Genomic DNA, 20,893 nt, shown 5'->3' on the forward strand with positions numbered 1-20,893 from the left:
GGGGCCCGGAAGAGTTACGAGGGGTATTCCGACATCATCACTCGGCCGGTGCGGCCGGTGCCCGGAATCTGGCGGGCGTGTGAAGTCGGGTCGAGTTGTTCAGTAGGCCACCTCCCGGGATCGGTTGCTATCTCTGCGGTACTGCGTCCCCGCCCCCCGGCGGTCCGGCCTACTGCACCGGATTCTCTTCTCCGTCGGGGAGGGGCGAGGGTGCTGCTCTCCGGGCAGTTCCCCTGCCCGGCTACCAGTCCTTCTGTTCTCGACGAGAGAGACGTTAGTAGCTTCTCGGCAGAATGTCTACACCCGGGAGAGCAGGTTTTGCCCGCGGGATCGGTGGCATACCGAGGGGGTCTCATTACCCTGGGTTTCGGGGTCCGGAGCGGCGTCCGAGGCGGTAGCAGAACGGGGGGTGGTCGTGGACAGCGACGATCTGGAAGCCGAACTCGCCGATGCGATCACGCGACTGGGCGGGCTCGGCCCCGCGCCGACCCGCGCCGAGGTCCAGGTGCTGCGCGAGCGGGTCGGGGTGCTGTACAGCAGGCTGTCGCGCACCGTGCCCGACGGACCCCGCCTCGACCGGCTGCACGCCGCCCTGCGCGACGCCGAAGAGCTGCTGGTCCACGCCGCCGAGCGCGCCGACCGCGCGGTCACCGTCGCGCATATCGTCGCCGCCCGCCGCCGGGCCGCGCCGCGCTGACCCCCTCGATCGCGATCCGCCGCTCCGCTCCTGTCGGAAACCTGCTCGACGCCGACCTCTCGCCGGACGAAAATTCTCCGGCGAGGTCGATCGGCGGGACGAAACGGGTATGCCTCGATTGCAGCGGCCGTGGCCGCTGGCGGGGCCGGGCCCGCAGCGGTGACAGCTGCCGCGGGACCGGGCGATCCGCAGGTTCGGACCGAGAGCGAGAGGGCATGGGCGGCACACGGCAGACGGAGTCGCGCGAGGGGATCGATGCCGCGGGCGCGGTGGCGCCGGTGTGTGTCGGCCGGTTCGGGTACCGCCCGGACGAGCGGACGATGTGGTGGACCGGGGAGACCGCGCCGCGCTCGGCGGCTGCCGATGCCGGGGACGGGCAGCTGGGCCTGGAGCTGCTGCTGGCGCAGGTCCACCCGCTGGACCGGGCGGCCCTGGCCGCGGCGCTCGCCGGTGACCGGCGGTTCTGCGTGCGGGTGCGGTTGCCCGACGCCGCCGGGACCGAGCGCACGCTGATCCTGTTCGCCGACCGGGCGGGCGGTGCGGACCGGCCGGGTTCGGAGTTCGAGGGGTTCTACATCGACCTCACCGACGAACTCGCCGTGCAGCACAAGGCGCTGCTGGACGAGGCGTTGCCGCGCATGGTGCGGACCGGCGCGGCGGTCGAACAGGCCGTCGGCATGCTGCAGCTGGTCTACGGTGTCACCGCGGACAAGGCCGGGGAGCTCCTGGCCTGGCGCGCGGAGGTGACCGGGCTGCCGGTGGCGGAGTTCGCCGCGCGGCTGTGCGCCGTTGTCTCCGGGGCGGGCGCCGCGGCGTCGGCGGAGGTGCGGTCGCGAGTCGATGATCTGCTGCTGACCCTGCACGAGCGCATGGGCGCCGACCGGGAGCGGTAGCGCCGGAGCCGTGCACCGGCATTTGTGCGGTGGCTCACGTTCGAAGACAGCACGGCCCCGGTGTGACATCCTTGAGAGGAGTACGAGTTGTCGCAGTGACAGCCCGGCTTGCTACAGAAAGCAACACAAAGTAATGACGCAAGGCAGTGTGAAGTGGTTCAACGGCGAAAAGGGCTTCGGCTTCATCGCGCAAGACGGGGGCGGTCCTGACGTCTTCGTGCACTACTCCGCGATCTCCGGATCCGGTTTCAAGTCCCTCGATGAGGGCCAGCGTGTCGAGTTCGACGTCGAGCAGGGCCAGAAGGGCCCGCAGGCCGCGAGCGTCCGCGCCGTCTGACAATCGTCTGACCCGAAACCCGCGCCAACGGCGCGGGTTTCGTGCGTTAACGGGCCTCCTACGCCGTCACCTGCCGCGGCGCAGGACCAGCACGGCGCCGACCAGCGCCCACACCACCGCCAGCGCGACCCCGAGCCCGAGCGGGTAGGCCCGGTCGAGCACCGAGGGGTTGTCCGGCATGGCGCCGCCGCGCCCGAGCACCGGCAGCGCGAGCAGTGCCAGGGTGACGGTGCACAGCGCGCCGCACGCGGCAGGCGCCCACCAGCGGGCGGGTAGTATCCGGCGCGCGCCGAGCCCGGCGGCGGCGCAGAGCGGCGCGAAAACCGCGTCGTGCAGCAGGATTCCGAGGCCGAACCACCAGGCGACCGAGATCAGCTCCGGCCGGGCCAGGTCGAGCAGCGCGGCGATGCCGTACCAGCCGAGGGCGATCCCGGCCGCGAGCAGCGCGGCGCGGAGGGCGAGCATCATGCGAGCACCTCGATCCGGGCCAGCCACTTGGTCTGGAGCACGCCGGGCCGGTTCGGGGCGATGAGCCGGCACGGGTAGCCGTGGTCGAGATCGAGCGGCTGCCCGTTGATCGTCAGCGCGACGAGCGTGTCGGCGGCGGCGACGTGGACGGCGGGCAGGATCGAGGTCCGGTAGATCCCCGACTCCTCCAGCGACTCGACGCGCACCGCGCCGCCGCGGTAGCCGACGCTGTCGAGGAGGTCCCGCAGCCGGACCCCGGACCACTCCGCCGAGGCCGACCAGCCCTCCACGCAGGCGATCGGCAGCCGCGCGGAGGTCTGCGGCAGCGCGGCCAGCTCGTCGGGGCCGAACTCGCGGCGGCGTTCACCGGCGGCCACGATCAGGCGGTAGGCGGGGTTGCGGGCCCGGTCGACGACCCCGGCGGCGACGGCGGTGCGGTTGACCGGAACCCCCTGCGGTCCCTCGCCGCTGCGCGGCGCCAGCACCGCGAGCCACCGCAGGAACGGGACCGACTGGCCCGCCACCGCCAGCCCGGCGACGGCGGCGGCGATCCAGCCCGCGTTCAGCACCGCGCGCCGGGAGATTCCGGAGCTGGGCGGGGAGTTCACCGGGCGGTCGAGGGCGGAACGGATCACCGGGAGCTTCACCGCCAGGTGCACGGCCAGCGCGCCGAGCGCCACGTAGGCCATGGCGTAGTGCGCGGGCGGGAAGAAGAATTTCCACGGGTAGAGCTGGGCGATGTTGGCCAGCCCGGTGGCCAGCTGGAAGATCACCGACCCGACCAGCAGCGCGATCGAGCCGCGCTCGGCGAGTACCAGCGGCGAGAGCCGGGGCCGCTGGAACAGCCGGGGGTAGACCGCCCACAGCTTCACCAGCAGCAGCGGGATGGCCGCGACCCCGGCGATCACGTGCAGGCCCTGGGTGACCCGATACAGCCACACGGGGTGCGCGGGCCAGGAGAACCAGTCCGGCGGATGCTGGATCCAGTGGCTGAGCAGCCCGGTCACGAAACACACCAGGATGGCGACCCCGAGCGGAATGCCTGCGCGGGCGGCGATCTCCGCGCCGCGCGCCGGACTCGCCGGTTCGTTGGCGGGGTGATCGCCCGGCTGCGGCGGGTCCGGGAACTCGTCGCGAGTCCGGCCGTTCATGCCGATACCGCACGGCGGGCGCGGTCGAGCCAGGCGATGTGGCGCCCGTGCACCTCGGCGGTGGCGCGCACCCGGAACCCGGTGGCGGCGGCGAGCTGCCCGGCGTGCTCGATGCCGACCCGGGTCCACGGGAACCACGGCCCCGCGACGGCCTCGGTCTCCACCCGTTGCAGCAGCCGCACCATCCCGGTGCCGGGCGGGTCGAACTCGACCACGGCCACCCCGTCGGCGGTGAGCAGGGCGCGGGTGCGGACGAGCAGCCGGTGCGGGTCGGCGCCGATGCCGATATTGCCGTCGGCCAGCAGCGCGTAGGACCAGCGGCCGGCGCCGGGCAGCGGGCCGAACACGTCGCGCAGCAGCGCGGGCGCGCCGCGGGCCCTGGTCAGCGCGACGGCCAGCGGGGAGACGTCGACGCCGAGCGCGACGACGCCGCGGCGCAGCAGCGCGGCCACCAGCCGCCCCGGCCCGCACCCCAGGTCGATGGTCGGTCCGTCGCAGCCCGCGGTGAAGGCGGTGTCGGCGGGTTCGGCGGCGCCGAGCCAGCGCCGGGCCGGGACCTCGCGCCTCGTCCCGTCCGCGGCGCGAACCCAGCAGTCGTGTCCGGCGAGGGCCCGGTCGAAGGTCTCGGTCATCGGGACACCGGGGTGAGCCGGTGCACGGCCGCGGCGAAGCGGCCACCGGCGAAGGCGGCGACCCGCAGCGCGTCGTCGAAGTGGTCCACGTCGGAGTGCGTGGCCAGCGTGCGCACCGGAATCCCGCAGCGGCGCAGGGCGTCCCGGGTGAGCAGCCCGGTCCGCGCGGTGGACATCGGCACCCCGGCAAGGGCGCGCGCGGGTTGCGGGGTCGGCAGCCCGAGCGCCCACCAGCCGCCGTCGGTGGCCGGGCCGAGCACCGCCTCGCCGGTGCCCGCGAGCTCGGTCGCGGCCGTGGTCAGCTCGGCGGGGGAGAGCTGCGGGGTGTCCATGCCGATCTGCAGCACCGGAAGCCCGGCGCGGGCGGCGTCGGCGTGCGCGTTGGCCAGCCGTTCGCCGAAGGTCCGGCCGCGCTGGGGCAGCACCTCGAAGCGGGCGAGCAGCGCGCGCACCTCGGCGGCGCGCTCGGCGGCGGCGAGATCGCCGGTGAACGCGACGACCCGGTGCCCGACCTCGGCGTCCAGCACCGCCTCCAGGGTGTCGAGCAGCGCGGCGGCGGCTAGGTCGGCGGCCTCGCGCGGGGTGAGCGGCGGGCTCAGCCTGGTCTTGGCGAACCCGGCGACCGGCGCCTTGGCGATGACGAGAAGCGTTGCCGGACAGGTCATGACAGCACCGCCAGGAAGTCACGGGTGGCGCGCGCCGAGCCGCGCAGGGAGCCGGAGACCTTGGAGACGCCGCCGGCGCGGGGCCGGTAGCCGATGTCGAACTCGACGATCCGCCAGCCCGCCGCCGCGGCCCGCACCAGCAGCTCGAGCGGGTAGCCGAAGCGCGGGTGCAGCGGGCCGAGCGCCAGCAGCGCGTCGCGGCGCGCCACCCGCATGGCGCCGATGTCGTGCACCGGAACGCCGCGGCGGCGCAGCCGGGCGGCGATCACCCGGTTGCCGAGCCGGGCGTGCCATGGCCAGCAGCCGCGCCGCACCGGCCTGCGCCGCCCGACCGCGAGGTCGGCGCCCGCGGTCACCGCGCCGACCAGCGCGGGGAGCTCGCCGGGGTCCATGGAGCCGTCGCCGTCGAGCACGGCGACCAACCCGGTCGCCGCGGCGGCGATCCCGGCCTGCACGGCGGCGCCGTAGCCGGGAGCCGGTTCGGAGATCACCCGCGCCCCCGCGGCGCGGGCGACGGCGGCGGTCCCGTCGGTCGAGCCGTTGTCGACCACGAGGACGCGGTAGCCCCCGGGAACGGCGGCGAGTACTTTCGGCAACGCTTCAGCTTCATCGCGGCACGGGATGACGACGGTCACGCCGTCCATGCTTTCGGTCACCATGTCGACGCTATGCCCCGGAGCGTCCGAATGAGCCCATGAACCCGTGACGAAAATCTGACGTCTGTTCCGAACACCGGAAACTCCGGGCGGCGCGGCCCTAGGGTCGGTGCCGTGCCCGACCTCACCGAGACCGCGCGCGAGCCGCGCCTCGCCCGCGCCGACCTGCTCGCCGCCGGGGCGGGGTTGACCATTGTTGCCCTGGCATTCGTGGTCCCGCGAATAGCCAGCGAACAGTGGCGGCTCTCGCTCTACGCCGCCGCCGCGCCGATCTTCGGGAGCTTCGTCCCGCACATCGGCTGGGGCACGGTCCCCGCGATCGCGCTCGCCGCCGCGGTGATCACCACCGGCCCGGCGCTGGCCGCCCGGCTCTCCCCGCCCCGGCTGCTGACCCTGAGCTACCTCACCGCGCTGGGGTGGGCCCTTGCCCTCGCGCTGGTCGACGGCTGGGAACGCGGATTCGCTGGACGCTTCGCCGACGTGAACGAGTACCCGCACGAGGTGCCCGGCGTCACCGATATCGGCGCCATGCTGCGTGGGTTCTCCGGCCGCATCCTCGACTTCCAGCCCGACTCCTGGACCACGCACGTCTCCGGGCACCCGCCGGGCGCGCTGCTGTTCTTCGTGCTGCTCGACCGGGCGGGGCTCGGCGGGCCGGTGTGGGCGGCGTGGGCCTGCGTGCTGATCGGCTGCACCGCGGTGCCCGCGGTGGCGGTGGCGCTGACCGCGCTCGGGGCAGCGGAGCGGGCGCGCGCGGCACTGCCGTTCCTGGTGCTCGCCCCGGCCGCGCTGTGGATCGCGGTCTCGGCCGACGCGATGTTCGCCGCGGTCGCCGCCTGGGCGGTCGCGCTGCTCGCGATCGCGACCCGGCCCGGCCGGACCCCGGTCGCGCTGGGCGCCGGGCTGCTGTTCGGGCTGGCGATCTTCCTCAACTACGGGCTGGTCCTGATGGCGTTCCCGGCTGTCGCGGTGCTGATCGCCGGGCGCACCGCCCGCCCGCTGCTGCCCGCGCTGGCCGGCGCGCTGGCGGTGGTCGCGGCCTTCGCGCTGGCCGGGTTCTGGTGGCTGGACGGCTATCACCTGGTGGTCGAGCGCTACTACCAGGGCATCGCGACCACGCGGCCGTTCGGCTACTGGTGGTGGGGCAATCTCGCCGCGACGGTGTGCGCGGTCGGCCTGGCCACCGTGGCCGCGCTGCCGAGGGTGGCGGCGCGGCTGCGGGCGGCCGACCCGGCCGCGATCCTGGTCGTGGCCGGGCTCTGCGCGGTGCTCGCCGCCGACGTCAGCGGGCTCAGCAAGGCCGAGACCGAACGGATCTGGCTACCCTTCGACGTGTGGCTGCTGGCTGCTCCCGCGTTCCTGCCGCGCGCCGCGGACCGGATCTGGCTTACCGTGCAGGCGGTGGGCACGCTGCTGCTCGTCCACCTCGTTCTGACGAATTGGTGAACCACCGTGTGCATTCTCGTCGCCGATGACGACCCCGTGGTCCGTGAGGTGGTGCGGCGCTACCTCGAGCGCGACGGGCTGACCGTGCTGGAGACGGCCGACGGCGCCGCGACCACCGCCGCGCTGCGCGACGCGGAGGTCGAGCTCGCCGTGCTCGACGTCATGATGCCCGCCCCCGACGGCATCGACATCTGCCGCGCCGTGCGCGCGGGCCCGCGCCCGGACCTGCCGGTCATCCTGCTCACCGCGCTCGGCGAGGAGGAGGACCGGGTGATCGGGCTGGAGGCGGGCGCCGACGACTACGTGACCAAGCCGTTCAGCCCGCGCGAGCTGGCGCTGCGGGTCGCCTCGGTGCTGCGCCGCGCCCGCCCCGCGCCCGCGCCCGACCGCGGGGTGCTGCGCGACGGCCCGATCGAGCTGCGCCCGGCGGCCCGCTTCGTCGCGGTGCACGGCAGCGCGGTGGAGCTGACCCCGCGCGAATTCGACCTGCTGGAGTTCCTGCTGCGCCACCCGGGTGCGGTCTTCGCCCGCGAGGAGCTGCTCGCCCGGGTGTGGGGCTGGGATTTCGGCGACCTCTCCACGGTGACCGTGCACGTGAAACGGCTGCGCGCCAAACTCGGCGACCGGCACCGCATCGACACCGTCTGGGGTAGGGGCTATGCCTGGCGCCGGGAGCCCGCCGATGGATGAGTCGACCGCCCAGCTGATCGGTTACACCGCCGCAGGCTCGCTGCCGGTGGTGCTGGCCGGGGCGATCGTGCTGCGCTACACCGGGAATCGCTCGCTGACCACCAGCATGGTGGCGCTGGTGCTGATCCCGATCCTCTCGGCGCTGGCGGGCATGGTCGCCGTCAGCGGGCTGATGTTCACCGAGGAGCTGCACCGCACGCTGGTCGTGCTCGGGGTCGTTGCCGCGGTCACCGTGCCCGCCGCCGTCCTGCTCGGTCGGCAGCAGGCACGCAAGACCGTGTGGGAGAAACAGATTCGTGAGCAGGAGCGGGCCGCCGAGCAGTCGCGCCGGGAACTCGTCGCCTGGGTCAGCCACGACCTGCGGACCCCGCTGGCCGGGATCAGGGCCATGTCCGAGGCGCTCGCCGACGGGGTGGTCGCCGGTGACGCCGACGTCACCCGCTACGCCGGCCAGATCGGCCGGGAGGTGCACCGGCTCTCCGGCATGGTCGACGACCTGTTCGAGATGTCCAAGATCAGCGCGGGCGCGCTGCGGCTCGAGCTGGAACCGGTCGACCTGCGCGAACTGGTCGACGAGGTGCTGGCCGCCAACCGCACCACCGCCGAACGCGCCGACGTCGCGCTGCACGCCGAGCACCCCGAGACCCGGCTCACCGTCGCCGCCGACGACCGCGCGCTGGTCCGGGTGCTCACCAACCTGGTCTGCAATGCCATCGCGCACACCCCGCCCGGCGGCCGGGTCGCGATCTCCGCGGGGGCGGGCGCCGGGCACGCGTGGGCGCGGGTGGACGACACCGGCCCCGGCATCGCCGAGCTCGACCTGCCGCGCATCTTCGACATCGCCTACCGCGGCACCGCCGCCCGCTCCCCGGTCGCCGCGGACGGACTGCCCGTCGGCAGCGGCATGGGGCTGGCCATCGCCGCCGGGCTGGTGCGCGCGCACGCGGGCGACATCACCGCGGAGAACCGCGAGCGCGGCTGCCGCTTCGAGGTCCGGCTGCCGCTGCCGCGGTACTGATCACAGCGTCGGCGCACCCGCCCCGGCGGCGAGCCGCAGCGGCGCGAAGGCGAACTCGGCCAGCCCCCGTTCCGGCCGCACCCGGGCCGAGAAACCGAGCAGCCGCCGCGCCGCCTCCGGGCTCGCCACGATGTGCCGCACATCGCCGGGCCGGAACTCCCCGGTGACCACCGGCGCCGGGCCGCCGCGCGCCTCGGCCAGCACCGCGGCCACCGCGCCGATCGTGATCGGATGCCCGGAGCACACATTGAGCGCGGTGAACCCGGGCAGCGGCCGCTCGACGGCGGCCAGATTCGCCGCGGCGATATCGGTGACGTGCACGAAATCCCGCGCCTGCGCGCCGTCTTCGAACACCCGGGGTGGTTGCCCCGCCTCCAGCGCCGAGCGGAAGATGGCCGCGACCCCGGAGTACGGGGTGTCGCGCGGCATGTCCGGGCCGTAGACGTTGTGGTAGCGCAGCGCGGTCACCGAACCGCCGGTGGCCGCGACCCACGCGACCGCGTAGTGCTCCTGGGCGACCTTGCTCGCCGCGTAGAGGCTGCGCGGGCGCAGCGAAGCCGCCTCGGGGACGAGCTCCCAGTCCAGCTCCTCGCCTGCGCTCCGATGATCGAAGTGCCCGGCCGCGAGGTCGGCGCGGTCCCGCAGGCCGACCTCGACGATCCCGCCGTCCGCCGCGCGGTAGCGGCCCTCGCCGTAGACCACCATCGACGATGCCAGCACCAGCCGGGAACAGCCTGCCTCGGCCATGGCGGCGAGCAGCACCGCGGTGCCGAGGTCGTTGTGCGCGGCGTAGGCGGGCGCGTCGGCCACGCTCACCCCGGCTCCGACCACGGCGGCTTGGTGGCACACCACATCGACCCCGTGCAGCAGCGGGGCCAGGGCGTCCCGGTCGCGGACATCGACCCGGTGGACCCCGTCCGGCGCGGGGGCGTCCGGGCCGTGCGCCGCGGGCAGCATGAGGTCGGTGGCGATCACGTCGTGCCCGGCCGCGGTCAGCGCGCGGTGCACCTGCGCGCCGATGAACCCGGCCGCGCCGGTCAGCAGAATGCGGAGCGTCATGGCCCGATTGTCGTCCGGTGGCGGGGCCGGAGCTGCCGCGACAGTCCGGCCGTCACTGTTTCGTCACGACCTGGAGCGCGCGGTCCGGCATCGAGGGTTGCTTCCGCCCGGTGGTGTACCGGAGGGCGGGGTCGTGCGGGTCGCCGAATGTTACGCGACGTCGAATCCGGCATCCGGACGGTAATACCCCTTGACAATGACCTATCGGCACCCGAGTGCGGCTGCGCGACTTAGTCTCCCGATCGTCCGACGAGATCACCGATACCGCTCCGGGGAAGGTCGCACGTGCACCGAGGCCAGCGTCGCCACTACGTCAGGGCCGCGATCATCGCCGGAACGGCGCTCTTCGTGATCGCCGCGGTGGGGATCGGCCCCGCGGTCGCCGACCCCGGCCGGCCCTCCGGCAACTTCGCGCCGGGTTCGGTCGACACCGTGGGTTTCGGTCCGGTCCAGACATCCTGGGCCGCCGCGACGAGATACGCGCGGACCCGGCCCGATGTCGCACCGCCCGGCACCAACGACTGGTCGTGCCTGCCGAGCGCGGCGCACCCGCGCCCGGTGCTGCTCGTCCACGGAACATGGTCCAACGCCTACGGATTCGCCGGGCTGAGCGGGCCGCTGGCCGCGGCCGGGTACTGCTTGTTCACGTTCAACTACGGTGCCGCCGACCTGGCGGGAGGCGGGGGAGTGATGCCGATGCTGCGCCCGGCCGTGTACGGCTCCGGCGACATCGCGGATTCGGCGCGCCAGCTCGCGCGGTTCGTCGAGCGGGTGCTCGCCGCGACCGGGGCGAGTGCGGTGGATATCGTGGGGCACAGCCAGGGCGGGCCGATGTCGCGCTGGTACCTGAAGTACGGGGGCGGCGCCGCGGTGGTCCGCCGCGAGATCACCATCGGCGCGACCAATCACGGCACCACCATGGCCGGGGTCGGCGCCATCGGGCAGGCGGTGGCCGAGCTCGGCGGCACCGCCCTCGAGCCGGTCGTCGGCCGCGCCACCAGCCAGCAGCTCGCCGGCTCGGATTTCCTCACCGCGCTGAACGCGGGCGGCGATACCGTGCCGGGGGTGGAGTACACCGTGATCGGGACCCGCTACGACACCGTCAGCACCCCGTACGAGGCCACCTTCCTCGAAGCGGGCCCCGGCGCGTCGGTCGCCAACATCACCCTCCAGGACGGCTGCGAGCAGGACCGCTCGGACCACTTCGAGATGCTGTACTCCCCGCGCACGCTCTCGATCGTTCTCGATGCCCTCGACCCCGGCTCCACACCGACCTGCACCGCCCACGGGTGAACCGCTCCGCGGCCGGACCGCCTCGTAGGATGGGCCCGTGTCGTTGAGCGGGAAAGTCGCGTTGGTCACCGGTTCCACCAGTGGAATCGGCCGGGCGACAGCGGAGCTGCTCGCCGAGCGCGGTGCGCACGTGGTGGTCTCCGGCCGCGATGCCGAACGCGGCGACCTGGTCGTGCGGGGGATCCGCGAGGCCGGGGGAGCGGCGGCTTTCGCCCGCGCGGAGTTGTCGAGCGCCGCTGACGCGCTGGCCTTGGCCCGCGCCGCCGAGGAACTCGCCGGACCGGTCGACATCCTGGTCAACAATGCCGCGATCGCGGTCTTCGGCGCCACGGCCGCGATCGCGGAGGACGATTTCGACGCCTGCTACGCCATCAACGTGAAGGTGCCGTTCTTCCTGGTCGGCGCGGTAGCGCCGGGAATGGCCGCCCGCGGGAGCGGGGTGATCGTGAACGTCTCGACCATGGTCGCCTCCTTCGGCACCGCCGGATCGGCGGTCTACGCCTCCAGCAAGGCGGCGCTGGAGCTGCTCACCAAATCCTGGGCGGCGGAGTTCGGCCCGCACGGGGTGCGGGTGAACGCGGTGGCGCCGGGGCCGACGCGGACCGAGGGCACCACCGCGCAGTACGGTGCGAAGCGGTTGGAGTCGCTCGGCGCGCAGGCGCCTGCGCGGCGGGTTGCCGAGGCGCGGGAGATCGCCGAGACCATCGGGTTCCTCGTCGGGGCCGAGGCCGCGTTCGTGCACGGCGTGATCCTGCCCGCCGACGGCGGCCGCACCGCTGTCTAGCGCTCGCGGTGGGCTGATACTTCGTTCACGAGCCGAGTTCGTATCGGTACCACGCCGCGGATTGCCGTCCTCGTGAATCGCCCACACCTTCCTGTCCGAGGCGCGCGGCATCCAAGCCCACTCCGCTTTCCGCGCCAGGATGGACGCATGGGACCGACTCTGCGGAACGGGCGCTGGACCGTGCGCCGCCACATCCCGGCGGCGCCGGAGGTGGTGTGGGCGCTGCTCACCGATCTCGCCGCCTGGCCGCGCTGGGGTCCGAGCGTGCGCGGCGCGTCCATCGACGGCGGGCTGGTGGTCGAAGGCGCCCGCGGCACCGTGACCACGTCGGTCGGGGTGCCGCTGCCCTTCGTCATCACCGACGTCGATCCGGGACGCCGCTGGTCCTGGACGGTCGCGGGGGTTCCCGCCACCGCGCACGGCGTGGAACCGGCCACCGACGGCTGCGAAGTTTGGATGTCCGCTCCACTGTGGGCGCCGGCGTACCTTCCGGTGCTGGCACTCGCCCTGACTCGCATCGACCACATGGCCGGCGGGCACTGAGACTCGTCCGGCTCACCCATCCGCGGCGGCAGCGCGAACGCCGAACAGGATTCGCTGCGCAGCAGCGGCACGCCGGCGGTGCTGGGGGCGAGATGACAGGAGCAGAGCGGGAAGGTGTGGCCGCTTCGACAGGACCTCGGTCGAGATCGTGTGGCGTCGGCTCCAGCGCGTGTCTCGGAGCCGGGGCCGCGAGTAACGACGTGTGCTTCGGCCGGGCACGTAGTGTCGCGACATGCGCACTGTCCTCTTCTGGCTCGGCGTGCTGCTCGGCGTCTATCTGATCGGCCGGGCTATCGCCGAGCCTTTCGTCATCGACATGTCCGACCCGGCCACCTACAGCAAGGACTGGGGCGGACCCAGCCTGATCGGCGTTTTGCTGGTGCACTGCGGCCCGGGACTCATCGCGGCTGTCCTGCTGACCCTCGCTGTGCGCCGCCGACGCCGTTCGGCTACTGGCTGACCCGTTCACAGCCTGCCGTCGTCGCTGTCGCTGTCCTGGTCGAGGGATGATCTGTCCCACTCGTGGTAGTCGGAGATCGCGTTGTCGAGACCGTCGCCAACCGCGGGAAGCATCCTGCTCGCGGCGGCGCTGCTACTCGTGGTGCTGGTGATTCTGCCGGCCCGACAGCTCAACCCTACGAATGCGGAGGAACACGCTGTGACCGTTCCGAACTTCACCCTCAACAACGGGGTCACCATCCCCGCGCTCGGGTTCGGGGTCTTCCAGACCCCGCCGGAGCAGACCATCACCGCCGTCGAGACGGCGCTGGCGACCGGCTACCGCCACATCGACACCGCCGCCGCCTACGGCAACGAACGCGAGGTCGGCGAGGCACTGCGCCGCTCCGGGATCCCGCGCGACGAGGTGTTCGTCGAGACCAAGGTGTGGATCACCGACTTCGGCTACGAGCAGACCCTGCACGCCTTCACCAAGGGCGCGGGCAAGCTCGGGCTCGAGCAGCTGGACCTGCTGATCCTGCACCAGGCCCTGCCCGGCGAGTTCGACCTGACCATCCAGGCGTACAGGGCGCTGGAGACGCTGCTCGCCGACGGCAGGGTCCGCGCGATCGGGGTCTCGAACTTCATGCCCGACCACCTGACCCGGCTGCTCGAGGCCACCGATGTGGTGCCCGCGATCAACCAGATCGAGGTGCACCCCTACTTCCGCCAGTCCGAGGCGCTCGCCGCCGACGAGGCCAACGGGATCCTCAGCCAGGCGTGGTCGCCGATCGGCGGGATCACCTTCTACCGCGACAGCGGGCACACCTCCACCCTCACCGACCCGGTCATCACCGAGGTCGCCGCCGGGCACGGGAAATCCGCGGCGCAGGTGATGCTGCGCTGGCACCTGCAGCAGGGCAGGCAGGCGATTCCGAAGTCGGTGACGCCCGCGCGCATCAGGGAGAACTTCGCGGTCTTCGACTTCACCCTCACCGACGACGAGCTCGCCGCCATCGACGCGCTCGACACCGGCAAGCGCGGCGGCCCCGAACCGGAGCAGATCACCCGCGAGCAGTACGGCGTCGTCATCCCTGAAGCCTGACGATCCGAGGCGGTCGGAGGGCGGGCTCATCGATACCCGATGTGGTTCACGGCCCGCAGCCGAGCGCGATCGGGTCGGTGTTGCCGATCGGGCCGGCGGCGATGTCCTCGACCACCTTCGCGCGGCGGTTCCGCGACGTCGCGGACACCTCGACGCTGTCCTGCCTCATCTACCGGCGGATGCTGCCGGCCCGGCGGCCGGGGCCGATGCACCGGATGCTCACCGTCCCCGCCGGTGCTGACCGCCGGCACCCCGTACTCGGCCATACTGGCGGCATGGCGAATCGCTGGGTGGGCGTGACGGTCGACTGCCTCGATGTCGAACGGGTGGCACATTTCTGGAGCGCACTGCTCGAGCGGCCCGCCGGGCCGTCGCGGCCCGGCTGGGTCTACCTCGGCGAGCGCGGAGATCCGCTGCCGCGCATCGTTTTCCAGCCCGTCACCGAACCCGCGCGGGGGAAGGTGCGGCTGCACCTCGATGTCGCGGTGGACGATATCGACCGCGGAATCGCCCAGGTCGTGGAGCTGGGCGGGCGGGAAACCGGTGAGCGGCACGACTACGAGCAGGGCGTGGTCGTGGTGATGGCCGATCCCGAGGGCCACGAATTCTGCCTGGTGCAGTACTTCGACGAGCCCTGATCGAGCCGGCCGGGCCTCGCACCCGGAACCCGGGCCGTCAGCCCCGGTTTCCGGGCGCGGCGCTGATGAGCGCGTGGGTGCCGCTGGTGCGCCAGCCGGGGTCGTTGGTGTCGAGGGTGTGCTCCTGCTCGGCGGTGAGCCCCACGACGACATCGGACTTCAGTGTCCGCAGCGCTACGACCGCTGTCGGGAACGCCCCGGTTGTCTCGGCGAAGGGCGTGGTGGCGGGCCAGTGCCGGTCACCGACCAGGCGCCGGTAGTTCAGGTCGCCCTTGAGCACGGTGACCCGCGCGCCGGCCAGTTGCCGGGCGAGGTCGTCGGGCATCTCGGCGAACGGCAGCGGGGCGCAGAAGAATTCGTGGGTGTCGATGATCAGCCGTGCGGTGCCGATGTGGTCGGCGAGCCGAGCGGCGAGGCCGGTGGCGGCGGGGGAGGGCGCCCCGCGCAGCAGCGCGAGGGTGGCGAGGACATCGGCCGTGGTGGCGTCGGAGACGAAGTAGGGCGCGGGCTTGACCCACACCCTGACCTCGGCGGCGATCCCGGTGGTCAGCAGGTGGTCGATCAGGATCAGGTCGGGCAGCAGCTCGCCGGCGGCGTTGTCGGCGATCACGTCCAGCCTCGGTGCCTTCGCCCCCGCGAGCATCGACCACAGCCGGGCGCTGTCGTCGATGAGCAGCGCCTCGGAGCTCTCGCTCTCGGTGGCCGTGAGCCGGAATCCGAGGTCGGCGCGATTACCCCAGAGGCAGGCGAGCAGCAGCTGGTCGCGAGGGTCGACGGCGTCGAGCCGGTCGAGGGTGTCGAGCTGGCCGGTGACCGTGGTGCCGTGCAGTTCGGCGGTCTTGAACGGGGCGAAGGGGTCGATGCCCCGCCAGGGGCCGGGGCGGTGGTAGCCGGTGGCCTCGAGTAGCCGCCGGTAGAAGAAGCTCTCCGCCCACAGGAACGGCGCCGCACCCCACGGTTTGCCGTAGTGCTCGGCGCCCCAGCCCAGCCAGCGGCCGCGGTCGGCGGTGTTCTCCGACAGCGGCCGCATCTCCCCGGCGATGCTCTCGGCGAGCAGTGCCTCCAGCGCGGCGCGTTGAACGGGGGTGTAGGGCAGGGCGTCGAGGACGCGCGCGATCAGCTTCGGGTGGCGTTCGTGGAAGACGGCGCGGGCGAAGGAGCCCGGGGTGCCTGCGAGGATGGGTTGCGGGGTCGGGGGTGTCGGCACCATGCCGCTATTCGACCAGAGTCTCGGCCGCGGGGTGGTTCAGGCGTGGCTCAGCGCCTTAACCTTGAGGGCTTCGAACTCCTGGGTGGTGATGGTGCCCGCGTCGAGCAGTTCCTTGGCGTGCGCGATCTCCTGGGCGGGGGAGCGCCCGGCGGCCTCGCGGATGTAGGCATCGGTTTCCTGCTTGGTCGACGCGGCGTACTCGCGGGCCCGTTCGGCCATGCCCCGGCCGCGGGCGATCAGGTACACCAGCGCGGTGAGGTAGGGGAGCACGATCAGCCCGATGAGCCAGACCGCCTTGATCGCGCCCGAGGTCTTGTGGTCGCGCCAGAACAGGTCGACCAGGATGTTGAACAGGATCATGAGGTAGGCGACGAACGCGAAGATCACCACGCCCGCCCACAGGAAGTCCCAGAACGAATCCCACATGGTGTCTCCTCCATCGATGAGCACGGCAGCGATTCGGCAGGCGCGAAGAGCGATCGCGCGAGACGCTGATCGAAGCCTAGAGCAGCAACTCCACGATTCGGTGCAGGCGGCGGACCCGAGTTTCCGGGACCAAGGTCCTCGGCGCGCCGATCGAGCTGCCGCCCGTGCCGGCGGCGCGGCTCATGCCGGGGCTCCGGCGGGCAGGTGCGCGGTGGGCACGGTGGCCGCTCCCGGAGCCGCCAGGATGGCGTCGGCGAGGGCGCCGAGGTGTGCGGCCGGGCGCCCGGCGGGGTGTAGCCCGGCGATCGCGAAGGCGCCGACGATCGCGAGGTGGAGGTGGGCGGCGAGCCGGTCGCCGTCGGCGACACCGAGGCGTGCGGTCAGCGCGCGCAGCCGCCGGGCGAGCTCGCGGTCGTGGTCGAGGCAGCGCTGCCGGACTTCGGCGTGGCCGAACTCGGCGGCGATATTGACGAACGCGGACCCGCGGTAGCCCGCGCGCGCCGCCAGCTCCTGGAACCCGGCGAGGTGGGCGTCGAGTTCTTCGCGCGGATCGCTGTGCTGGGCGGCGGTCCGGTCCCAGCGGGCCCAGAAGTTGGTGTCGTGGCGGTGCAGTACCGCGAGCACGAGGTCGTTCTTGGTGGGGAAGCGCCGGTACACGCTCGCCTTGGCCGTCCCCGTCCGCCGGACGAGTTCGTCGACGCTGATCGCGTGGACGCCGTGCTCGTAGAAGAGCTCGGCCGCGGTCTCGACGAGCCTGTCCCGCAATGCGGTGCCGCGGAGCTGCTTGCGCTCGGCGGGCGGGGTGGGCTCGCCGCTGTGCGCGGTGGAGTGCTGCTGCCGGGCGGGATCCCGGCGCTGCCGGTGGCCGGCGGGATGGCTGTGGCCCGGCCCCGGCCGCAGCCGGTCGGCCGGTGCCGGGCGGCGCCCGATCGGGAGATCTATCGGTGTACGTAGCACTGTTTCTCGCGTTCTTGCAGGAGCCTTCTTCGGCATGCCGGGAACAGTAACGTAGGTACTATTCGAGTACTAAACGTTCCAGGTGTACCTCGGCGGGGCGCACGCGGGGTGGTACATTCAGTGCTCGCTCAGTACCATGTGGTCCGAGGGGGCGTCGTGAACTCGATCAAGCGCAACATCCGCACCACCATGGGACGCAGCGGCGGTCCGGGCAGCGTGTCCTGGAAGATCACCGCCGAGACCCTGATCTTCGCGCCCTACCTGCGCACGAGCGCGCCGCTGACCCGCCGGGTCGTGGGCGAACCTCGCTGCGCCGGCCAGGCCGGGCTCCGCGCGGGTCCGGCGCGGGTGCCCGGGCAGCCGTTGGCGATAATCAGCCGATGAGCCCAGAGCCGGTCACGCTGTCGGAGTTCCTCGACCGCGCCGCCACCCACCGGGTCGCCGACACCGACGCGACCGCGCACCGCATCCTGGACGCCGCGGTCGCCGAGGCGGGTGCCGTCGGCCTGGACCGGGTCCGGATGGAAGACGTCGTGCGCCGCAGCGCGCTCGGCCGCACCACCGTCTACCGCCGCTTCCCGAGCCGGGAGGAGCTGGTGCGCGCCCTGGTCGCCCGCGAGACCGAACGCTTCCTCGCCGCCGTGACCGCGGGCATGGACAGCGTCGACCGCCCCAGCGACCGGGTGGTGGAGGCATTCCTGGCCGCGGTCTCCTTCGCCCGCGCGCACCCCATGCTGCGCCGCATGGGCGAGAGCGCACCCGGCTCCGTGCTCGACCTCGCCACCACCCCCGGCATCGAGTTCCTCGACACCGGGACCGCGTTCATCGCCCGCCACCTGCACGGCGGCCGCCCCGGCAAACCGGGACGCCAGGCCCGCTGGGTCGCCGACGTCTTCGCCCGCCTGTTCCTCACCTACCTGGCCCTGCCCCCGCTCGACCCGGACGTGCGCAACGACACCGAACTGCGCGCCTTCGCCAGAGCCGTGCTGACCCCCATGGCCGAAAGCGCCGCGCCGGCCGACGCGACCGACAAGCGCGTCCGGTAGCGCAGCGCGTCTTGTACCCCGTCTCGACGGCACCGTGAAGTCCTTCCCCGTCGGGGCCGTCGACGAGTTCGACCGCTGGGCGCGCGGCAGCGAGCTGCACGTCACCGCCGTCGCCCTCGACGCACCGCTGCCGCGGCGATATCGGCGACCGCGCGCTGATGCCCCTGGCCGGGGACCGAGGTGTAGGCCGCCACCTGGGCGTGGCCGATCGCCCCGAGCTGCTCGGCCGGTGCGCCCACCGCCGGTGCCGACACGACCGGGACCGCTGAGCCGATCGCCTCGGCCGCGACCCTGTCGATCGCCGCGTCCAGCGCGACCTCGAGGGGCAGGCAGTCCCGCTGGGCGCGGGCGACGAGCATGCCCCCTTCGTAGGCGGTCACGATCAGCAACGCCAGCCGGGCGATGTCGGCGTCGGGGCGCAGTTCGCCGGAGTCGCGCATGCGGGTCAGGCCGGCGGCCACGGCAGCGGTGAGCCGGCGCAGGCCGAGGGCGACGAGTTCGAGCAGCTCCGGGTCGGTGTCGCCGATCTGCTCGGCGAAGGAGGCCAGCGGGCATCCGGTGCGCCACCCCGCCGCCCGCGCCCCCTCGACCACGGCGTCGCGCCAGGCGCGCAGATCGCGCAGCGAACGCAGCCCGGTCACCCATTCGTTGGCGACGACGACCTCGGTCCCGGCCTGGATGACCGCGGCGATCAGATCCCGTTTGTCGGCGAAGTAGTGGTACAGCTGCGAGGTGCTGACCTCGGCCGCGAGCCGGATCGCCTCCAGGGTGGTGGCGTCGGCGCCGTGCGCGAGGATCAGCTCCGAGGCGGCCTCGATGATCCGGGCCCGGCTGCGCCGCCCCTTGGTCGTCAAGCTCTCCGCCGCTACCGGCACCGGCCGTCCCCTCCGAGTTCTGGTATTGCGATTCCATTCTGCACTCGCAGAATGAGAGAAATGGAACGAATTGGAGCACAGCAACATTCGGTCGCCGTGGTGACCGGGGCGACCAGTGGGATCGGGCGCTCGGTGGCGCATGAGCTGGCGGGAGCGGGGTGGACGGTGCTGGTGCACGGCCGCGCCCCGGAGCGGGTGCGCGCGACGATCGGATCGGCGGGGGAGCTGCCCGGACGGCTGATCCCCGTCGTCGCGGATCTCGAGACGCTCGCCGGTGTCGGCGAGCTCGCCGCGCAGGTGCGCGCCGCGGCACCGGAGGGGGTGGATGTGCTGGTCAACAATGCGGGCGCGGCCTTCGACCGGTACGGGCTCACGGTCGACGGGGTGGAGCGCACGATGGCGGTCAACCACCTGGCGGTCGCCGGCCTCACCTTCGCGCTCGAACCGGCGCTGACCGGGCGGGGTTCGCTGCCGCGGGTGATCATGGTGACCTCGTTCCTGGAGCGCGGGGCGCGCCCCGCCGCGGAGTGGACGCTGTCGTCCGGCTGGACCCAGATGGGGGCGTACCGGACGAGCAAACTCGTCGACCTGGCCTTCACCTACGCGCTGGCGCGGGAGTGGGCGGGGCGGGCCGATGTGCTCGCCGTTGACCCGGGGTCGGTGCGCACCGGATTCCAGCGGCGGGCGGGCGGCCCGCTGCGGCTGATCGGGGTGCTCGGCAAGCCGTTCATGGCCGGTCCCGAACGGTCGGCGCGCACGATTCTCGCCGCGGCCACCGCGCTGCCCGGCCATCCCACCGGCAGCTATCTCCGGGCCGGTGCGAGCGGGCGCGGCGACTCCTCCGCGCTCTCCCGCGATCCGGATTTCCAGCGGGAGGTCTTCGCGGAGACCCGCCGGCACCTCGGGCTCGCACCCTCGTGATCGAGCTCGGCGCACGAGGTCCGCGCCGGTGGCCGGCCCGGCGGACCGTTCTCACGCACTGCTCGCGGCGTGGCGGGTGAGGAACGGGGTGACCGCGTCGAGGAAGCGTTGCGGGCATTCGGCGTAGGGCTCGTGGCGCGCGGGCAGAATCGCGACCTCGGCGTGCGGGAGAGCCTCGGCCACGCCCTTTCTGCTCACCACCCACGGGTTGATCGGGTCGTTCCGCCCCCAGACCACCTGCACCGGAACCTCGGCGCCCGGTCGGTCCCCGGCCCGCAGATCCAGGCCGGGGTCGGCGAGCGCCGCCCAGATGCTCCGGTAGACGGCGAGCCGGGCGGGATCATCGCGCAGCGCGACCGCCCGCTCGTAGATCGCCCGCGCCCCGCCGCTGCGCGCGGGCCCCAGATACGCCCGCGCACTCGGAGCCACCAGCGCAGGCCCTGTCCTCGGCCCGCTCATGATTCGGAACAGCAGCCGGGTGGCGAGGTTGAGCGGCGCGAAACCGGCCGGTGCCACGGCGACCACGCCTGCCACATCGGCGCGGTGCGCGAGCCGCAGCGCCACATAGCCGCCGACGCTGCTGCCGACGACGATCAGCTCGCGGAAGCCGTGCGCCGACAGCGCCGCGCAGACCGTCTCCGCGACGGCGACCAGGGCGGACACGGTGACGGCGGCGGGGTCGCGCACCCCGGATTGCCCGTACCCGGGCCAATCCACCGCGGCGATCGCCCACCGGCGGCCGAGCACGGTGGAGATCTCGGCGAAGTCGCGGTGGTCGCCCGGGTTCGCGTGCAGCAGCAGTATTCCGGGTGCCCGTGCGGGATCGCGGCCGGCCAGGTGCACGGCGATCTCCCCGTGGTCGGTGCCAACCCGCAGAATCATCGTCCACTCCCGTCGCTCCCGCCCGAACCGGGCGCTGTACTCGACGTTAGGCAGTGACCGACC

The 20,893-nt window shown here is 73.1% G+C and carries 27 protein-coding genes; 15 read left to right on the forward strand and 12 right to left on the reverse strand.

Annotation, left to right across the window (positions count from 1 at the left end; genetic code table 11):
- Positions 1–415: 415 nt before the first annotated feature.
- From LTT61_RS00885 to LTT61_RS00895, 3 genes are all read left to right on the forward strand, one after another.
- Positions 416–697, forward strand: a complete 282-nt coding sequence (locus LTT61_RS00885) for a hypothetical protein (RefSeq protein WP_233017994.1) — start codon at positions 416–418, stop codon at positions 695–697.
- 215 nt (positions 698–912) lie between these two features.
- Positions 913–1,590 (forward strand): ANTAR domain-containing protein, encoded by a 678-nt coding sequence (locus LTT61_RS00890; RefSeq protein ID WP_233017995.1) that lies wholly within the window; start codon positions 913–915, stop codon positions 1,588–1,590.
- A 133-nt stretch (positions 1,591–1,723) separates the two neighbouring features.
- The gene (locus LTT61_RS00895; RefSeq protein WP_233017996.1) at positions 1,724–1,927 is read left to right on the forward strand and encodes a cold-shock protein; all 204 of its coding nucleotides are present in this window, start codon (positions 1,724–1,726) and stop codon (positions 1,925–1,927) included.
- A gap of 66 nt (positions 1,928–1,993) precedes the next feature.
- Here LTT61_RS00895 and LTT61_RS00900 read toward each other — a convergent pair whose 3' ends face one another.
- Genes LTT61_RS00900 through LTT61_RS00920 form a run of 5 tightly spaced genes read right to left on the reverse strand, consistent with a single transcriptional unit; the run spans position 1,994 to position 5,502 of the window.
- The gene (locus tag LTT61_RS00900; protein WP_233017997.1) at positions 1,994–2,395 is read right to left on the reverse strand and encodes a hypothetical protein; all 402 of its coding nucleotides are present in this window, start codon (positions 2,393–2,395) and stop codon (positions 1,994–1,996) included.
- Positions 2,392–3,546 carry a molybdopterin-dependent oxidoreductase gene (locus LTT61_RS00905; RefSeq protein ID WP_233017998.1) on the reverse strand — a complete coding sequence of 385 codons (1,155 nt, stop codon included), beginning with the start codon at positions 3,544–3,546 and terminating at the stop codon, positions 2,392–2,394. Before LTT61_RS00905 ends, LTT61_RS00900 begins: the two co-directional genes overlap by 4 nt.
- Positions 3,543–4,178: a class I SAM-dependent methyltransferase gene (locus tag LTT61_RS00910; protein ID WP_233017999.1), complete on the reverse strand. Its 636-nt coding sequence runs from the start codon at positions 4,176–4,178 to the stop codon at positions 3,543–3,545. Before LTT61_RS00910 ends, LTT61_RS00905 begins: the two co-directional genes overlap by 4 nt.
- Positions 4,175–4,843: a TIGR04282 family arsenosugar biosynthesis glycosyltransferase gene (locus tag LTT61_RS00915; protein WP_233018000.1), complete on the reverse strand. Its 669-nt coding sequence runs from the start codon at positions 4,841–4,843 to the stop codon at positions 4,175–4,177. The genes LTT61_RS00910 and LTT61_RS00915 overlap by 4 nt, the downstream gene beginning before the upstream one ends.
- Positions 4,840–5,502 (reverse strand): glycosyltransferase family 2 protein, encoded by a 663-nt coding sequence (locus LTT61_RS00920; RefSeq protein ID WP_233018001.1) that lies wholly within the window; start codon positions 5,500–5,502, stop codon positions 4,840–4,842. Before LTT61_RS00920 ends, LTT61_RS00915 begins: the two co-directional genes overlap by 4 nt.
- A 111-nt stretch (positions 5,503–5,613) precedes the next feature.
- Between LTT61_RS00920 and LTT61_RS00925 the strand changes: the two genes are divergently transcribed.
- Genes LTT61_RS00925 through LTT61_RS00935 form a run of 3 tightly spaced genes read left to right on the forward strand, consistent with a single transcriptional unit; the run spans position 5,614 to position 8,653 of the window.
- Complete coding sequence (locus LTT61_RS00925; protein WP_233018002.1) at positions 5,614–6,945, forward strand: hypothetical protein; 1,332 nt, start codon at positions 5,614–5,616, stop codon at positions 6,943–6,945.
- 6 nt (positions 6,946–6,951) lie between these two features.
- The gene (locus LTT61_RS00930; protein ID WP_233018003.1) at positions 6,952–7,635 is read left to right on the forward strand and encodes a response regulator transcription factor; all 684 of its coding nucleotides are present in this window, start codon (positions 6,952–6,954) and stop codon (positions 7,633–7,635) included.
- The gene (locus LTT61_RS00935) at positions 7,628–8,653 is read left to right on the forward strand and encodes a sensor histidine kinase (RefSeq protein ID WP_233018004.1); all 1,026 of its coding nucleotides are present in this window, start codon (positions 7,628–7,630) and stop codon (positions 8,651–8,653) included. The genes LTT61_RS00930 and LTT61_RS00935 overlap by 8 nt, the downstream gene beginning before the upstream one ends.
- On the opposite strand, the gene LTT61_RS00940 is transcribed toward LTT61_RS00935, so the two are convergent.
- Positions 8,654–9,712, reverse strand: coding sequence for an NAD-dependent epimerase/dehydratase family protein (locus LTT61_RS00940; protein ID WP_233018005.1), 1,059 nt, complete (start codon positions 9,710–9,712; stop codon positions 8,654–8,656).
- Positions 9,713–9,997: 285 nt separating this feature from the next.
- Here LTT61_RS00940 and LTT61_RS00945 point away from each other — a divergent pair, with 285 nt between their 5' ends.
- From LTT61_RS00945 to LTT61_RS00965, 5 genes are all read left to right on the forward strand, one after another.
- Positions 9,998–11,005, forward strand: coding sequence for an esterase/lipase family protein (locus tag LTT61_RS00945; protein WP_233018006.1), 1,008 nt, complete (start codon positions 9,998–10,000; stop codon positions 11,003–11,005).
- Between the two features lie 37 nt (positions 11,006–11,042).
- A complete protein-coding gene (locus LTT61_RS00950) occupies positions 11,043–11,789 on the forward strand; it encodes an SDR family NAD(P)-dependent oxidoreductase (protein ID WP_233018007.1) in 747 nt (248 codons plus the stop codon).
- A gap of 147 nt (positions 11,790–11,936) precedes the next feature.
- Complete coding sequence (locus LTT61_RS00955) at positions 11,937–12,332, forward strand: SRPBCC family protein (protein ID WP_233018008.1); 396 nt, start codon at positions 11,937–11,939, stop codon at positions 12,330–12,332.
- A 232-nt stretch (positions 12,333–12,564) separates the two neighbouring features.
- A complete protein-coding gene (locus LTT61_RS00960; RefSeq protein ID WP_233018009.1) occupies positions 12,565–12,792 on the forward strand; it encodes a hypothetical protein in 228 nt (75 codons plus the stop codon).
- A 198-nt stretch (positions 12,793–12,990) separates the two neighbouring features.
- Positions 12,991–13,875: an aldo/keto reductase gene (locus LTT61_RS00965; RefSeq protein WP_233018010.1), complete on the forward strand. Its 885-nt coding sequence runs from the start codon at positions 12,991–12,993 to the stop codon at positions 13,873–13,875.
- Between the two features lie 46 nt (positions 13,876–13,921).
- Here the strand turns inward: LTT61_RS00965 and LTT61_RS32585 are convergent, their stop codons facing one another.
- Positions 13,922–14,044: a hypothetical protein gene (locus LTT61_RS32585; RefSeq protein WP_269821834.1), complete on the reverse strand. Its 123-nt coding sequence runs from the start codon at positions 14,042–14,044 to the stop codon at positions 13,922–13,924.
- 106 nt (positions 14,045–14,150) lie between these two features.
- On the opposite strand from LTT61_RS32585, the gene LTT61_RS00970 reads away from it, so the two are divergent.
- Positions 14,151–14,513: a VOC family protein gene (locus LTT61_RS00970; protein WP_233018011.1), complete on the forward strand. Its 363-nt coding sequence runs from the start codon at positions 14,151–14,153 to the stop codon at positions 14,511–14,513.
- A gap of 37 nt (positions 14,514–14,550) precedes the next feature.
- Here the strand turns inward: LTT61_RS00970 and LTT61_RS00975 are convergent, their stop codons facing one another.
- The 3 genes from LTT61_RS00975 to LTT61_RS00985 all read right to left on the reverse strand — a co-directional run bounded on the left by LTT61_RS00975 (position 14,551) and on the right by LTT61_RS00985 (position 17,106).
- Entirely contained in the window at positions 14,551–15,723 is a 1,173-nt protein-coding gene (locus tag LTT61_RS00975; protein ID WP_233018012.1) for a damage-control phosphatase ARMT1 family protein, read from the reverse strand.
- A gap of 36 nt (positions 15,724–15,759) precedes the next feature.
- Positions 15,760–16,149 (reverse strand): PLDc N-terminal domain-containing protein, encoded by a 390-nt coding sequence (locus tag LTT61_RS00980; RefSeq protein WP_233018013.1) that lies wholly within the window; start codon positions 16,147–16,149, stop codon positions 15,760–15,762.
- Between the two features lie 180 nt (positions 16,150–16,329).
- A complete protein-coding gene (locus LTT61_RS00985) occupies positions 16,330–17,106 on the reverse strand; it encodes a TetR/AcrR family transcriptional regulator (protein ID WP_233018014.1) in 777 nt (258 codons plus the stop codon).
- Between the two features lie 156 nt (positions 17,107–17,262).
- On the opposite strand from LTT61_RS00985, the gene LTT61_RS00990 reads away from it, so the two are divergent.
- Together LTT61_RS00990 and LTT61_RS00995 are read left to right on the forward strand one after the other, a co-directional pair.
- Positions 17,263–17,490: a hypothetical protein gene (locus LTT61_RS00990; protein ID WP_233018015.1), complete on the forward strand. Its 228-nt coding sequence runs from the start codon at positions 17,263–17,265 to the stop codon at positions 17,488–17,490.
- A complete protein-coding gene (locus LTT61_RS00995; protein WP_233018016.1) occupies positions 17,487–18,152 on the forward strand; it encodes a TetR family transcriptional regulator in 666 nt (221 codons plus the stop codon). The genes LTT61_RS00990 and LTT61_RS00995 overlap by 4 nt, the downstream gene beginning before the upstream one ends.
- A 101-nt stretch (positions 18,153–18,253) precedes the next feature.
- Here the strand turns inward: LTT61_RS00995 and LTT61_RS01000 are convergent, their stop codons facing one another.
- A complete protein-coding gene (locus LTT61_RS01000) occupies positions 18,254–19,027 on the reverse strand; it encodes a TetR/AcrR family transcriptional regulator (protein WP_233018017.1) in 774 nt (257 codons plus the stop codon).
- 60 nt (positions 19,028–19,087) lie between these two features.
- On the opposite strand from LTT61_RS01000, the gene LTT61_RS01005 reads away from it, so the two are divergent.
- On the forward strand, positions 19,088–19,948 hold the full coding sequence (locus LTT61_RS01005; protein WP_233018018.1) for an SDR family NAD(P)-dependent oxidoreductase: 861 nt from the start codon (positions 19,088–19,090) through the stop codon (positions 19,946–19,948).
- Between the two features lie 51 nt (positions 19,949–19,999).
- Here LTT61_RS01005 and LTT61_RS01010 read toward each other — a convergent pair whose 3' ends face one another.
- A complete protein-coding gene (locus tag LTT61_RS01010) occupies positions 20,000–20,830 on the reverse strand; it encodes an alpha/beta fold hydrolase (protein ID WP_233018019.1) in 831 nt (276 codons plus the stop codon).
- Positions 20,831–20,893: the final 63 nt, after the last annotated feature.

This window comes from Nocardia asteroides (genome assembly GCF_021183625.1).
GTDB lineage: Bacteria > Actinomycetota > Actinomycetes > Mycobacteriales > Mycobacteriaceae > Nocardia > Nocardia asteroides_A.

Bases quoted from the DNA above. Each gene is read 5' to 3' on its own strand.
- LTT61_RS00890 (WP_233017995.1), top strand. From the start codon at position 913: ATGGGCGGCACACGGCAGACGGAGTCGCGCGAGGGGATCGATGCCGCG.
- LTT61_RS00895 (WP_233017996.1), top strand. From the start codon at position 1,724: ATGACGCAAGGCAGTGTGAAGTGGTTCAACGGCGAAAAGGGCTTCGGC.
- LTT61_RS00900 (WP_233017997.1), bottom strand. From the start codon at position 2,395: ATGATGCTCGCCCTCCGCGCCGCGCTGCTCGCGGCCGGGATCGCCCTC.
- LTT61_RS00905 (WP_233017998.1), bottom strand. From the start codon at position 3,546: ATGAACGGCCGGACTCGCGACGAGTTCCCGGACCCGCCGCAGCCGGGC.
- LTT61_RS00910 (WP_233017999.1), bottom strand. From the start codon at position 4,178: ATGACCGAGACCTTCGACCGGGCCCTCGCCGGACACGACTGCTGGGTT.
- LTT61_RS00915 (WP_233018000.1), bottom strand. From the start codon at position 4,843: ATGACCTGTCCGGCAACGCTTCTCGTCATCGCCAAGGCGCCGGTCGCC.
- LTT61_RS00920 (WP_233018001.1), bottom strand. From the start codon at position 5,502: ATGGTGACCGAAAGCATGGACGGCGTGACCGTCGTCATCCCGTGCCGC.
- LTT61_RS00935 (WP_233018004.1), top strand. From the start codon at position 7,628: ATGGATGAGTCGACCGCCCAGCTGATCGGTTACACCGCCGCAGGCTCG.
- LTT61_RS00940 (WP_233018005.1), bottom strand. From the start codon at position 9,712: ATGACGCTCCGCATTCTGCTGACCGGCGCGGCCGGGTTCATCGGCGCG.
- LTT61_RS00955 (WP_233018008.1), top strand. From the start codon at position 11,937: ATGGGACCGACTCTGCGGAACGGGCGCTGGACCGTGCGCCGCCACATC.
- LTT61_RS00960 (WP_233018009.1), top strand. From the start codon at position 12,565: ATGCGCACTGTCCTCTTCTGGCTCGGCGTGCTGCTCGGCGTCTATCTG.
- LTT61_RS32585 (WP_269821834.1), bottom strand. From the start codon at position 14,044: ATGAGGCAGGACAGCGTCGAGGTGTCCGCGACGTCGCGGAACCGCCGC.
- LTT61_RS00970 (WP_233018011.1), top strand. From the start codon at position 14,151: ATGGCGAATCGCTGGGTGGGCGTGACGGTCGACTGCCTCGATGTCGAA.
- LTT61_RS00975 (WP_233018012.1), bottom strand. From the start codon at position 15,723: ATGGTGCCGACACCCCCGACCCCGCAACCCATCCTCGCAGGCACCCCG.
- LTT61_RS00980 (WP_233018013.1), bottom strand. From the start codon at position 16,149: ATGTGGGATTCGTTCTGGGACTTCCTGTGGGCGGGCGTGGTGATCTTC.
- LTT61_RS00995 (WP_233018016.1), top strand. From the start codon at position 17,487: ATGAGCCCAGAGCCGGTCACGCTGTCGGAGTTCCTCGACCGCGCCGCC.
- LTT61_RS01005 (WP_233018018.1), top strand. From the start codon at position 19,088: ATGGAACGAATTGGAGCACAGCAACATTCGGTCGCCGTGGTGACCGGG.
- LTT61_RS01010 (WP_233018019.1), bottom strand. From the start codon at position 20,830: ATGATTCTGCGGGTTGGCACCGACCACGGGGAGATCGCCGTGCACCTG.